At 67.8% G+C, this 12835-nt stretch carries 10 protein-coding genes; 6 read left to right on the forward strand and 4 right to left on the reverse strand.

Going from position 1 to position 12835, the window contains the following annotated elements:
- Window positions 1–16 precede the first annotated feature (16 nt).
- The 3 genes from EWM63_RS27085 to EWM63_RS27095 all read left to right on the forward strand — a co-directional run bounded on the left by EWM63_RS27085 (window position 17) and on the right by EWM63_RS27095 (window position 1540).
- Window positions 17–361 (forward strand): hypothetical protein, encoded by a 345-nt coding sequence (locus tag EWM63_RS27085; RefSeq protein ID WP_130189302.1) that lies wholly within the window; start codon window positions 17–19, stop codon window positions 359–361.
- Window positions 362–491: 130 nt separating this feature from the next.
- Window positions 492–1274, forward strand: a complete 783-nt coding sequence (locus EWM63_RS27090; protein WP_130189303.1) for a DNA/RNA non-specific endonuclease — start codon at window positions 492–494, stop codon at window positions 1272–1274.
- A 14-nt stretch (window positions 1275–1288) separates the two neighbouring features.
- Window positions 1289–1540: a hypothetical protein gene (locus EWM63_RS27095; protein WP_130189304.1), complete on the forward strand. Its 252-nt coding sequence runs from the start codon at window positions 1289–1291 to the stop codon at window positions 1538–1540.
- Between the two features lie 13 nt (window positions 1541–1553).
- Here the strand turns inward: EWM63_RS27095 and proA are convergent, their stop codons facing one another.
- The 4 genes from proA to EWM63_RS27115 form a co-directional block, all read right to left on the reverse strand.
- Window positions 1554–7553: an anti-phage protein ProA gene (gene proA / locus EWM63_RS27100; protein ID WP_130189305.1), complete on the reverse strand. Its 6000-nt coding sequence runs from the start codon at window positions 7551–7553 to the stop codon at window positions 1554–1556.
- A 75-nt stretch (window positions 7554–7628) separates the two neighbouring features.
- Window positions 7629–7904, reverse strand: a complete 276-nt coding sequence (locus tag EWM63_RS27105; RefSeq protein ID WP_130189306.1) for a hypothetical protein — start codon at window positions 7902–7904, stop codon at window positions 7629–7631.
- Window positions 7901–8230 carry a hypothetical protein gene (locus tag EWM63_RS27110; RefSeq protein WP_130189307.1) on the reverse strand — a complete coding sequence of 110 codons (330 nt, stop codon included), beginning with the start codon at window positions 8228–8230 and terminating at the stop codon, window positions 7901–7903. The genes EWM63_RS27105 and EWM63_RS27110 overlap by 4 nt, the downstream gene beginning before the upstream one ends.
- A gap of 157 nt (window positions 8231–8387) precedes the next feature.
- Complete coding sequence (locus tag EWM63_RS27115; RefSeq protein WP_371861144.1) at window positions 8388–8972, reverse strand: helix-turn-helix domain-containing protein; 585 nt, start codon at window positions 8970–8972, stop codon at window positions 8388–8390.
- A 228-nt stretch (window positions 8973–9200) separates the two neighbouring features.
- Here EWM63_RS27115 and kbl point away from each other — a divergent pair, with 228 nt between their 5' ends.
- From kbl to EWM63_RS27130, 3 genes are read left to right on the forward strand one after another with little or no spacing between them, the layout of a single operon-like run.
- A complete protein-coding gene (gene kbl, locus EWM63_RS27120) occupies window positions 9201–10406 on the forward strand; it encodes a glycine C-acetyltransferase (RefSeq protein WP_130189308.1) in 1206 nt (401 codons plus the stop codon).
- Complete coding sequence (locus EWM63_RS27125) at window positions 10406–11368, forward strand: NAD-dependent epimerase/dehydratase family protein (RefSeq protein ID WP_130190643.1); 963 nt, start codon at window positions 10406–10408, stop codon at window positions 11366–11368. The genes kbl and EWM63_RS27125 overlap by 1 nt, the downstream gene beginning before the upstream one ends.
- Before the next feature lie 42 nt (window positions 11369–11410).
- The gene (locus EWM63_RS27130) at window positions 11411–12784 is read left to right on the forward strand and encodes an L-serine ammonia-lyase (protein WP_130189309.1); all 1374 of its coding nucleotides are present in this window, start codon (window positions 11411–11413) and stop codon (window positions 12782–12784) included.
- Window positions 12785–12835: the final 51 nt, after the last annotated feature.

Consider the following 12835-nt stretch of genomic DNA (forward strand, 5'->3'; position numbering starts at 1 on the left):
ACCATGGAGGACCATCATGCCACGAGGTGCGAGCCCGAAACGGGAACACGAATACGAAAAGCTCGAGAAGCAGTTCGAGAAGGAAGGCCGCTACAAGGGCCGCGAAGAGGAAGTGGCGGCGCGTATCGTCAACAAGCAGCGCAAGCAGTTCGGCGAAACGCAGGGTGCGAAGGCGAAGGACCGCGCCGGCGCGTCGCCCGACCGCAGCGTGCCGATCGCCAATTACGAACACCTGACCGTGCCGCAGGTGAAGGGCGCGCTCGCCGAGCTGACGGCCGCGCAGCGCCGCAAGGTGCGCACCTATGAGGTGAAGCACAAGAATCGCAAGGGTGTGCTGGAAGCGCTGGACCGGTTGCACTGAGTCCGCCGCAGTCCGCCGCCCCGGGGCGCGAGGGCGGCCATCCGCCGCTCGCGCTTGCTGGCGCAATCGGCGGTCCGTTAGAATACGCTTCTTCTATCCATCGCATTCTTCCTGATCGCCGCCGACCCCGATGTTCATCCGCCCGCTGTACGCCGCCGCCCTCGCGGCCGCGCTTTTCCTGCCTTCGCTCGCGCCATCCGCATTTGCCTTCGAGGCCTGCCCCCAGCATTACGTGGAAGGCCAGGCCCCGCGCATCCTCAACGACAAGCTCGCCCGCGCCACGCGCCCGCTGTGCTATGACGTGTTCGGTATCATGCATTCCGGCATCACGCGCACGCCGCTGTGGTCGGCCGAGCACCTGACGCCGCGCCGCATCGAGAAAGCCGAGGACATGTCGCGCGATAACGCCTTCCACGCCGAGTCGCGGCTGCCGAAGGCGCAGCGCGCCGAACTGGCCGACTATGCGCGCAGCGGCTTCGACCGGGGCCACATGGCACCGAGCGGCAACATGCCGGACGAGAAGAGCCAGTACCAGAGCTTCACGCTGGCGAACATGGTGCCGCAGGATGCGGACAACAACCGCCACGTGTGGGCCGGCATCGAAAGCGCCGTGCGCAAGATGGTCAAGAAGGAGGGCGACCTGTATGTGATCACCGGCCCCGCCTTCCTGGGCAGCGACTTGCGCAAGGTGGGCAACGTGCTGGTGCCGAGCCACCTGTACAAGGTGGTCTACAGCCCGCGCCAGCGGGCCGGCGGCGCGTGGTTCGTGGCCAACGAGGCCGATGCGAAGCCCCAGACGATGACCATCGCCCAACTGGAACGCAGGATCGGCATCGATCTGATACCGTCGCTGTCGGCGCAGCAGAAGCTGGTGATGCTGAAGCTGCCGAAGACCACGAAACGCAAGGGCTGAAAGGAACCCCACAGATGAGCAAGAAATTCGTGCCGTATGCGAACGAGGCCGACGTGCTGGCGATCGGCGGACTGTCGATCGAGAACCGGCTGGACCGGATCACGATCGATGGCGACATTGACCTGACGATGGACAAGCGGGGCCTCGAGCATGCGCGGGCGCTGCACCAGCTGCTGGGTGCCGTGGTGGCGAAGCTGGAAGAGCAGGACTTGCCGGCAACGCTGCCGGCACCCGCCGTGAAAAAGGTCGCGAACCCGTTCGACTGAGTTCGCCTGGCGCTTAGCCCGGCCGGCCGTCCGGTCCGGCGATCGCGCCGTTCCGAAGGGCCACCACCCCGTCATCGACGGCAACCAGGCCCGCCAGCCGGCCGTGGCCGAGCGCCCGGCCGATCCGGGCTTCCGCCTCGGGCCCCGTGCGCGCCATGCCCAGCAGCCGGCACACGGCGCGGGCCAGTCCCGCCTGCGTCGTGGCACCTTGCCCGTCCAGCACGTGCAGCGCGATATTGCCCAGCTCTTCCAGGCACACCTCGTCGATGGCGCGTTTCGCGTCCGGCTCGGCGCCGGGCAGCCGGTAGCCGTCCCACGTGGACGGATCGTGGTGCCCGGGCCAGTAGAACACATCGTCCTCGACCGTCGTGCGCACGCCGCCGGGCAGCAGGCCGGCCAGGTGCTTCTCGATACGCGCCCCGGTGCGTGCCAGTCCCCAGGCGCGCATGACACGGCGGAACAGCACCGCTTGCGCCAGCGGCCCTTCCTCGTCGATCACGCGGTGCAGCTGATGGCGCAGCTCGGCAGCCGCCGACGGCTCGTAGAACCGCTCTGGGTCGCTCTTCGGCAAGGTCACCGGCACATACAGCATGGCCGCGCCGTGCGCAGGTGGTGCGGCTTCCACCGTAACGGGCGGGATCGCCGGTGCGGCTGGCGGCGTTGTCGCGTCTCCGGTAGCCGGAATGTCTTCTTCCTCCTCGGCCGCTTCAGCCGCATCGGCCGCTTCGACCGTTACTGCGTTCTCGGGTATCTCCTGCTGCAGCAGCGCATCGAGACGCGCCAGCAGGCGCCGCAGCGGATCTTCGGGGTCGAGCCACCAGTCGGTGGACCAGACGCGGAACAGTTGCCAGCCCAGCCCTTCCAGCACGTGCTGGCGCAGCCGGTCGCGGTCGCGCGCGGTGGCGCCGGAATGGTAGGAAGGGCCGTCGCACTCGATGCCCAGCAGGTAGCGCTCCGGCGCCCGCGGGTCCACCACGCCCAGGTCGACCCGGTAGCCGGACACGCCCACGCGCCTATGCACGGTCCAGCCATGCTGGCGCAGGGCGGCGGCCACCTGGCGCTCGAACGGGCCGCCATCGTCGTCGCCGCCGGATGTGGTGCGGCCGGGCAGCGCGCGTGGCCCGTGTTGCGCGAATTCCAGGTAATGACGCAGGTCGCGCACGCCGCTGGCGCGCACGCGCGCCAGGTCGATCTGCTCCGGCAGCAGCGTGCTGTAGATGATTACGGCCTGGCGCGCGCGAGAGATCGCCACGTTCAGGCGGCGGTGCCCGCCTTCCAGGTTCAGCGGGCCGAAGTTCAGGCTGACCTTGCCCTGGGCATCCGGCCCGTAGGTGACGGAGAACAGGATGACGTCACGCTCGTCGCCCTGCACGTTTTCCAGGTTCTTGATGAACAGCGCTTCCTGGGCCGGTTGCGCGATGGCGGCATCGAGCGCCGGGTTGGCGCGGCGGCGTTCCTCCAGCAGGCGCTCGATCAGGCCTTGCTGGGCGCTGTTGAACGTGACCACGCCCAGCGTCTGCGCGCGCCGCGCCGGATCCAGGTAATGCTGCTCGATGGTCGCCACGATGGCCGCTGCTTCGGCCCGGTTGGTCTTTGTGTTGCCGCGGTCGTACACGCCCGGCACGTGCTGGAAGCGCACGGCGGTGTCCGCGGTGACCGGCGACGGGAACGTGACGAGCGCGTTGCCGTAATACGTGGCGTTGCTGAACGCGATCAGGCTCTCATGGCGGCTCCGGTAGTGCCAGTTCAGCGTCAACTCCGGCAGGCCGATGCCGAGGCATTCGTCGAGGATGCTTTCCAGGTCCTGCACTTCGGTTTCCGCGTCGCCGTGTTCGCCATCGTCGGCGCGGCTGAAGAAACTCGTTGGCGGCAGCTGCTTCGGATCGCCCACGCAGACGAGCTGGCGGCCGCGGGCGATCGCACCCACCGCATCCCACACGGGGATCTGCGACGCTTCATCGAAGATGACGACATCGAACGGCGCGTGGGCGGCGTCGAGGTACTGCGCCACGGACAGGGGCGACATCAGCAGGCAGGGCTTCAGGCGCGGCAGCAGCGTCGGCAGGCCCGCGATGAGCTGGCGGATCGGCATGTGCCGGCGCTGCTTCTGCAGCTCCCGGCGCAGGCGGCCCAGTTCGGAATCGGAGCCGGTGGCCAGCGTGGCCCCGGCCGGGATCCGCGCCGCGAGCGAAGCTACCACGTACTGCTGCGTGAGCTGCTGGAAGCGCTCGTCGGCCTGGCGGAACTCGCGGATCTTGCGTTCATGGTCGGCGCTGGAAAACGCGCACAGTACGGGTTCGCGGTCGATCGCCTTGCGCACCCACCAGTTGCGGTAGCTGTATTCGAAGTAGTCGGGTACCCGCTCCAGCGCCACCGCGCCCCCTTCCAGCGCCGCGACGATTCCCTGCAGGCCACCTGAAATGGCGCGGGCGCGCACGCCTTGCCACAGGCACCATGGCCGCAACTGGCGCGCGTGCAGCTGCCAGCCTTCCAGGATGTGCCTCACCTGCGCGACGGCGCCGTCGGCACCCGGGTCCATGCCCAGGTTGTCGCCGCAGCCGCCCAGGTTGGACGTCTGGCGCAGGTGCGTGGAAAACTCGCGCCACGCGTCGCGGTAAGCGGTCAGGCCCTTGCAGGCCGGCGCTCCGGCGGCCAGCAGCGCGCGGTTGTCCGTCACGTACGGCAGCAGGCTGGCGCGCAGCGATGCCACCGTTTCGACGTCGCCACCGGCCAGCCGGACGATGGCATCGGCATAGTCCCTGGCCCAGCGCTCGGCGCGTGCGACAGCTTCCCAATCGGTGCGGTGTCCCGCGAAATCCGCTCCCAGCAGGGTGCCGGCATCGGCCGACAGCGCTGCGATGGCCGCGTCTTCCTCGTTGACCCTGGCCAGCGCGTCCAGCAAGGCCGGCATCTCGCTTTCCGCCGCCGCCTGCGCGTCGGTGCGGTAGGTCTGCAGGCGCTTGGCCAGGCCGCGCGTGGCGAACCAGCTTTTCGGCCACCACGCCGTCTGCGCCGCGGTCCAGTCGCGCCGCAGGTCGGCAGCCGACAACTGCGCGGCGGCTTCCGCATAGCGGCCCGCCAGCGGTTCCCAGGCGCGGTTGCGCGCCAGGCCATGCTCGCGCAGCGCGGCCAGCCGCGTGCGCGCCGCTTCGTCGTGCGCCACCCGGGCAACGCCGGCTGGCACGCGCGGCGCCGCCAGCAGCGCTTCGGCCAGCCGGTCGAGGGCGGCGAAGTCGGCCAGCGACAGGTCGTCGGGCGCGGCGCCGAGCCACTGCAGCGGCATGACGGCGGCCGTGCCCAGCGCCCCCGCCCTGCCAGCCAGCGCGGTGGCGCTCTCCAGCAGATCCTGTTCCCATGACGGCGACCAGGCCGCGGTGCCGATGCGGCCCAGCGCGTGGCCGGCCAGTGTGGTCAGCTGGCTCGCCAGCGCGCCGATCTGGCGGCTCGTCTCGCGCCACGCCTCGAGCTGCGTGCGGGCGTGCGCGTCGGGGTCGTGCCATGCGAATGGAGCGGGGCGCTCGCCGGCGTGCGCGATGCACGTGCCGATGGCGTCATAGATCGTCAGGTCGTTCGGGTGCGACCGATGCAGCGCCACGGCGACATCGTTCAGGTCCGCGCGCAGCGCGGCCAGGCGCGTTACCTCCAGTTCCCACTCCTTTACCGAGCGCGTGCCGGCCGCGTCGAGCGCGATGCCGAGCTGCCGGATGACGTCGGCCTTTTTCGCCTTCGACGAGTGCAATTCCAGGCTGAACGGGCCCAGGCCGATCGCGTTCAGCCGGCGATGCACGACTTCCAGCGCGGCCATTTTTTCCGACACGAACAGCACCGACTTGCCGGTGGCCAGCAGGTGGGCGATGAGGTTCGTGATCGTCTGGCTCTTGCCGGTGCCGGGCGGGCCTTCGATGACGAGATTGGTGCCGCTGCCCGCCACGCAGATCGCCCGCAACTGCGAGGAATCCGCCAGCAGCGGCGCGAACAGCGCGTCCGGCGCGTGGCTGGCATCGAGCGTGCGCGGTTCGAATCCGAGCGCGGTGCCGGCGAAGGCCTCGCCCGGGTGGTCGACGAGCTGGGCCACGACCGGGTTGTCCTGCAGCTGGCGATGGCGGTCCTGCAAGTCCTTCCACATCAGGTACTTGGTGAACGAGAAGATGCCGAGGTGGACCTGCTCGTGCACTTCCCACCCTTTCAGCTCGCCCACGTGCAGGCGGAACGACTGCAGGATGCCGGCCACGTCGATGCCCTTGTCGTCCGCGGGCAGCACGTCGAAGGCCGGCAGTTTCAGCTGGAAGTCCTGCGCCAGCTTCTGCACGAGCGTGGGATTGACGAGCGCTTCGTCGTCGTGCCGCACCAGCCGGAAGCCGCTGCGCACGGACTGGCGCGTGAGCGTGACGGGCACGAGCAGGATCGGCGCCAGGTGCGATGCTTCCGCCGCCGGATCCTCGCGCCATTCCAGCAAGCCGAAGACGAGGAACAGCGTGTTGGCGCCACCTTCTTCCAGGCTGGTGCCGGCCGCCCGGAAGATGTCCAGCAGGCGGCCGTCGAGCGCATCTTCGGCAACCTCCACGAGGATCTCGCCACGGCCGAGCGCGTCGACGGCCAGCGCGTCGAGCGGCGCCTGTCCCGTGCGCGCGGTGAACGCGGGCGCTTCGCGCGGGTCGCCGCCCGCCATCAGCACGGGCGCGGCACGCAGCCGGAAATCCTTGCCCTCGGCCAGTGTGTCTTCGAGCGCGCCCGGATCGGGGCAGATCACGCGCAGTGTCGTCTTCGACGGCCTGAAGTTCAGCAGGCGGTTGCGCAGCGTCAGGTCGAGCAGGCGGCTTTTCCAGCGCGCCAGGCGGCCTTCGGGCGTGTCCGCGGCCGGGAGCGATGCCGGCAGCAGCGCCGGATCGAGCGGCGGCAGCGGCGGCATCGGTTCGATCGCCGGCGCATCGTCCTGCACCGGCACATCGCCGGCGCCACCGGCCGCCCCTGCGGAACGGGAGGGCAGCGGACGGATGTGCAGTTCGCGCGCGCGGCGGATGTCGATTGCGCAAAGGAATGCCGCGTCGTCGGCCAGGTGGTCCTCGCCGGCGGCGCGGGCCAGGCGCAGCGACTGCCGCTGGCCGTCCGTTACGCCGGTCGTCTCGAACACCATCAGCTCGCCCGACTTGACGCGCTTGCGCACGGTTTGCGCATCGTCGACCAGCGCGCTGGCGAAACAGGTATCGACGAGCCAGACGCCCACCCAGGCATGGCCATCCTTGAGCAGCACGACCGGGTGCAGGCCGGCCTGCTCCATCAGGGACGCGAACAGCATGGCAAGATCGAGGCAGGTGGCCAGTTTCGTGTCGATGATGCGTTCGGGCGTGCGGATCTTCTGGCCATCGGTACCGAACGATGCCGGCGGGTTCGCATAGTGCAGGTCTTGCGCCAGTACGGCGCCATGCAGCGCCGACACCTGCTGCCAGACCTTCTCGCGGTTGCGCGACTGGTAGCCGTTCATCGACGGGCTGCCCGGCGCGTCGCGCAGCAGGGCCGCCGCCGCGGCGACCAGGCGATCGACGACGCGCGCGTTCGGCATGCAGAATGCCGCCAGCAGTTCCGGCAATGCGCGCGTGCCGGCCCACTGGTCGTACGCCAGGACTTCGATGCCGTGACGGGCTTCGAACGGCGCGTGGCCATCGGCCTGCGCCGCCAGCACGATGGTGCCGCGCACGGCTTCGTCGAGCCCCGCCAGCCAGGCGTGGTCCGGCTTCAGGTCGACCGGAGAAATCGTGCGGGTTTCGCCCGCTTCCAGCCGTTCGAAGCGCAGTGGTACACCGGTCGCAAAGGGCGGATCAGAGTCGATCGACACCACGACATTGGCCAGCGGGGCCGCGCCGCCGTTGGTGAGCGCGATCGCGCGCACTGCCGGCACGTCGTTCTGCATCGCCGCATAACCGGTAGTGGCATCGGTTGTGAAGGTAACAGCGAGCGGCAGCGAGGGTAAAGGCGGGTCTGACAGGTCGGAGGCGGCGGTTTGGTCTGGTGTCATTGGCGTGGTGGGTGCTGGCTATCCTGCCAATGTTATCAGGAAGGTTGTCCGGCCGGAAAGGACGGCCGTGCGTAATCAGCGCATGCGCGTAACGGCGGCATCGCGCAATGGCCGCCAGCCCAGCCTTGCCTCGACCAGCCGGCGGTAGCGGGTATCGATGTGCGGCGGCGTGCGGCGCAGGTAGAACTCCGCGGCCTGTCGCCTTTCGCCTTCGAGGCCCGCCAGGAACGCCACGACTTCCTCGGCGGAGGGCATGTGCCCGCCGCGGCCGGCGAACTTCGGTGGCACGGCCGTCCAGACGGCGGCATCGATGTGCCGTTCGCGCAGCCAGCCGCCGATCAGCGAAGTCACGGCCGCATGTCCCGGGACATGCGGGGTGCGCTATCACTATCAACGGCGGGAATGCTGCCGATGAACTCGGGGTGGCCCGGCGCGATCTTTTCCCGGGCGGCCAGCATGGCGCGCGCCGCATCAAGGTCGGGGGCATTCAGGTAGGCCCAATAGGTGGGCACGAGCGGCTGGCCGGGGCACAGCACGAGCGCCAGTTCATCGCTGTCGTCGCTGTCGCGGCCGTATTCCAGCGGGAGCAGGGGGCCGCCGGGATGCCAGCCGGATGCCAGTTTCAAGGGGCCGGGCTTCCACAGCAGCGAGCCCCAGGCAATGCAAACGATGTTCATCGCGGTTAAATGTCATGGACAAGATTGCATTGTAGGGGGCGCCGTGGAAACGCAGAGCACGGCTGGACGATGGGCAGAATGCCGGCTGAAAGTCAGCTGAAAGTGAGCTGAAAGTGAGCTGAAACGGCCGGACACGGGCGCCGCGCGGATCTCGGGCTCAGCGGTGAATGACCACCAGCAGCGCCTTTGCTTCTGTCTTGCCGATATTGCGCAGCGCATGCTGCTGGTCCGCCGGATAGCGTGCGGTACCGCCCAGCTTGACCTTTTTCTTGTGCGCCCCCACCTCGATCTCGATGGCGCCGTGCAGCAGCGTCACGTGCTCGGTGGTGCCGGGATCGTGTGGCTGCGACACCAGTTCGCCGCCGGGCGCCAGCGTGAGTTCATACCATTCGTATTTGCCGGCCAGTTCCATGGGGCCCAGGATGCGCAGCACATAGCCCGCATGGTTGCCGGGGAGGGTGGGCGTTTCATGGGCGTCGACGACGCGGATCGTGTCGACGGGGCGCTGTTCGTCGGCCAGCAGTTCGCCGATCGCCACGCCCAGTGCGTTCGCCAGGCGCCATGTGATGGCGATGGTGGGATTGGCCTTTTCGCGCTCGATCTGCGACAGCATCGATTTCGACACGCCGGCGATGCGCGACAGGTCTTCCAGCGTGAGGCCGCGGGCCAGGCGCAGGCGTTGCAGGGCGGCACCCACCTCGGGCGGGGCGCTGGCGGTGGGGACGACGGACGATTTCATCATTGGCGGTTGCAAAGTTCAATAAGCTTATGTAGGATTCACTATATCGAACAAAAGTTCAAGATAGTGAAAACCGGAGAAAATACAGGAATCATGGCGAAGTTCGATACCCTGTTCTCCGCGATGCACGGTACAACAGGGGCAACATGCCGGTCAAGCAACCGGTTGACCCCATCATCGGCTCGACCGGACACGGTGCGACCGGTCACAGGACCCACAAAGAGGACAAGCATGAGCGAACAAGCGGATTTCTACGCCGGCCTGCGGCACAACCTGGAACAGCTGCGCGAACAGGGCCTGTACAAGCCCGAACGCGTGCTGGCTTCCCGCCAGGGTGCGGAAGTGACGGGTGACGACGGGCGGACGCTGATCAATATGTGCGCCAACAATTATCTGGGGCTGTCCGGCCAGGAATGGGTGGCACAGGCTTCGATCGACGCCACCGAACAATACGGCTACGGCCTGTCGTCCGTGCGCTTCATCTGCGGCACGCAAACGGTGCACAAGGAGCTGGAACGGGCGATTTCCGCATTTCTCGGCACCGAGGACACGATCCTTTACGCCGCGGCGTTCGACGCCAACGGCGGCGTGTTCGAACCGCTGTTCGACGAGAACGACGCGATCATCTCCGATGCGCTGAACCATGCGTCGATCATCGACGGCATCCGCCTGTGCAAGGCGGCACGGTTCCGCTATGCCCACAACGACATGGCCGACCTGGAAGCCCAGCTGCAGGCCGCAAGCGGGAAACGCCACAAGATCATCGTGACCGACGGCGTGTTCTCGATGGACGGCACGATCGCCCAGCTGGACCGTATCGTCGCGCTGGCCGAACAGTACGGCGCGCTGGTGATGATCGACGAATGCCACGCTTCGGGCTTCATGGGCAAGACCGGCCGCGGCACGCACGAGCACCACGGGGTGCTGGGCAAGATCGACATCATCACGGGCACGCTGGGCAAGGCGCTGGGCGGCGCGATGGGCGGGTTTACGTCCGGGCGCAAGGAAGTCATCGACACGCTGCGCCAGAAATCGCGCCCGTACCTGTTCTCGAACACGCTGGCCCCGTCGATCGCCGGCGCTTCGCTGGCCGTGCTGGAGAAGATTTCCGCATCGACCGAGCTGCGTGACCGGCTGCACGAGAACACGGCCTACTTCCGCCGCGAGATCGAACGCATCGGTTTCACGATCAAGCCGGGCACGCACCCGGTGGTGCCGGTGATGCTGTTTGAGGCGCCGGTGGCGCAGAAATTCGCGGCGCGCATGTATGAACTGGGCGTGCTGCTGTCCGGCTTCTTCTACCCAGTGGTGCCGATGGGGCAGGCGCGCGTGCGCGTGCAGCTGTCCGCGGCGCATACCCGGGAACAGCTGGACAAGGTACTGGCCGCGTTCGCGCAGGCCGGCAAGGAACTCGGCATCTTGAAGGAAAAAGAATGATGGAACGGATACTCGTCATCGGCGCCAATGGGCAGATCGGCAGCGAACTGGTGGAGGCCCTGTCGATCAGGCACGGCGCGGACAATGTGTTTGCCACCGATATCTCGCCAAAGAACCTGTACGGCGCGGCGCAATACCAGGTACTGAACGTGCTGGACGAGGAGGCGCTGGCGCAACTGGTGTCGTCGCAGGACATCACGCAGGTGTACCAGCTGGCCGCCATGCTGTCCGCCACGGGCGAACAGGCGCCTCTGAAAGCGTGGAAGCTCAACATGGATGGCTTGCTGAACATCCTCGAGATTGCCCGCGAGCGCAAGGAACTGGGCAAGCCGCTGAAGGTGTTCTGGCCGTCGTCGATCGCCGCGTTCGGTCCGAACACGCCGCAGGACGCCACGCCACAGATGACGGTGATGGATCCCACGTCGATCTATGGCATCAGCAAGCTGGCCGGTGAACGGCTGTGCGAGTACTACCACCTGAAATATGGCGTGGACGTGCGCAGCATCCGCTACCCCGGCATCATCAGCTACAAGTCGCCGCCGGGCGGCGGAACGACGGACTACGCGATCGCGATCTTCCACGCGGCACTGCGCGGCGAGCGCTACGAGTGCTTCCTCGGCCCGCAGACGACGCTGCCGATGATCTACATGGCCGATGCGATCCGCGCCACCATCGAATTGATGGAGGCGCCGGCGGAGAAGGTGAAGATCCGTTCGTCGTACAACGTGGCCGGCGTGTCGTTTTCGCCGCAGGAACTGGCGGCGGCGATCAAGGCGCACGTGCCGCGCTTTGCCGTGTCGTACAAGCCGGACAGCCGCCAGCAGATCGCCGACACGTGGCCGCAAAGCCTCGACGATGCCGAGGCCCGCGCCGACTGGGGCTGGCAGGCGCGGATCAGCGTTGACGAGATCGTGCGCGAGATGCTGGCAAACGTCGACGTGAAAGTCAGCCAGGCCGCCTGAGTTCTTTCTCCCATCTTCATTACAACGATAAAGAGACACAAGATGGACATGAGCGTATTCGATCTGTTCAAGATCGGCATCGGGCCTTCGAGCTCGCACACGGTGGGGCCGATGGTCGCGGCGCGCCGCTTCCTGCTGGAGCATGGGCCGCTCGACGAGGTGACGGGCGTAACGGCCGAGCTGTATGGCTCGCTGGCGCTGACCGGCGTGGGCCACGCTACCGACAAGGCGGTACTGCTGGGCCTGATGGGCGAAACGCCGCAGGACGTGGATCCGGACCGGGTCGATCCGATGCTGGCCGAGGCCGGGCTGCGGGGTGAGCTGAACCTGCTGGGCGTGAAGCCGGTGCCGTTCGTTCGCGCGCGGCACCTGGTGTTCCACAAGACGGAAAATCTGCCCGAACACCCGAACGGCATGCGTTTCATCCTGCATCGCCCGGGCGGCGATACGAGCCAGGTGTATTACTCGGTCGGCGGTGGCTTCATCCGTGCCGAAGGCGAGGGCGCGGCCAGTGCCCGGCCCGCCGCGCCGGTGCCGTACCCGTTCGATACGATGGCCGACCTGCTGGCGCATGGCGAGCGCACCGGCGCGACGATCCCGCAGATGCTGCGCACGAACGAACTGGCGCGCATGGCGCCGGAGCAGCTCGATGCGGGGCTTGACCGGATCTGGCAGGTGATGCGCTCGTGTATCGCGCGTGGCCTGGAAACCTCGGGCCAGCTGCCGGGCGGGCTGAATGTGAAGCGCCGTGCGGCCCGGCTGTGGCAGCAGGCGCAGGGCGCGGACCGTGCCAACGAGTTGCCGCACGATGCGCTCAACGGCGTGTCGCTGTATGCGATGGCTGTCAACGAGGAGAACGCCGCGGGTGGCCGCGTGGTGACGGCGCCGACCAATGGCGCGGCCGGCATCATTCCCGCCGTGCTGAAATACTATGCCGAGGACTGCAAGCCGCTCGACCCGGTGCGCGGCGTGCGCGAATTCCTGCTGACCGCGGCGGCCATCGGCATGCTGTGCAAGCGCAATGCCTCCATCTCCGGCGCGGAAATCGGCTGCCAGGGCGAAGTGGGCGTGGCCTGCGCGATGGCGGCCGCCGGCCTCGTGGCCGCGCTGGGCGGTTCCAACGCGCAGATCGAGAACGCCGCGGAAATCGGCATCGAGCACCACCTGGGCATGACGTGCGACCCCATCGGCGGGCTTGTGCAGATTCCCTGCATCGAGCGCAATGGCATGGGGGCCGTGAAGGCGATCACGGCCGCTTCGCTGGCGTTGAAGGGCGACGGCACGCATTTCGTGAGCCTCGACGAAGTGATCGAAACGATGCGCCAGACGGGCGCCGACATGCAGGCGAAGTACAAGGAAACGTCGCTGGGCGGTCTGGCGGTGCATGTGGTAACGGTGAACCACGCGGCTTGCTGACGCGTTTCCGCCCGCAGCGGCGCGACCGCGGTACCGGCATGGCGCCGGGTT

The organism is Pseudoduganella lutea (assembly GCF_004209755.1).
Classification (GTDB): domain Bacteria; phylum Pseudomonadota; class Gammaproteobacteria; order Burkholderiales; family Burkholderiaceae_D; genus Rugamonas; species Rugamonas lutea.

Coding starts and splice junctions, on each gene's coding strand:
- EWM63_RS27110 (WP_130189307.1), bottom strand. CDS start 8,230: ATGAACATCGTTTGCATTGCCTGGGGCTCGCTGCTGTGGAAGCCCGGC.
- EWM63_RS27095 (WP_130189304.1), top strand. CDS start 1,289: ATGAGCAAGAAATTCGTGCCGTATGCGAACGAGGCCGACGTGCTGGCG.
- EWM63_RS27090 (WP_130189303.1), top strand. CDS start 492: ATGTTCATCCGCCCGCTGTACGCCGCCGCCCTCGCGGCCGCGCTTTTC.
- EWM63_RS27130 (WP_130189309.1), top strand. CDS start 11,411: ATGGACATGAGCGTATTCGATCTGTTCAAGATCGGCATCGGGCCTTCG.
- EWM63_RS27085 (WP_130189302.1), top strand. CDS start 17: ATGCCACGAGGTGCGAGCCCGAAACGGGAACACGAATACGAAAAGCTC.
- proA (WP_130189305.1), bottom strand. CDS start 7,553: ATGACACCAGACCAAACCGCCGCCTCCGACCTGTCAGACCCGCCTTTA.
- kbl (WP_130189308.1), top strand. CDS start 9,201: ATGAGCGAACAAGCGGATTTCTACGCCGGCCTGCGGCACAACCTGGAA.
- EWM63_RS27115 (WP_371861144.1), bottom strand. CDS start 8,972: ATGATGAAATCGTCCGTCGTCCCCACCGCCAGCGCCCCGCCCGAGGTG.
- EWM63_RS27125 (WP_130190643.1), top strand. CDS start 10,406: ATGGAACGGATACTCGTCATCGGCGCCAATGGGCAGATCGGCAGCGAA.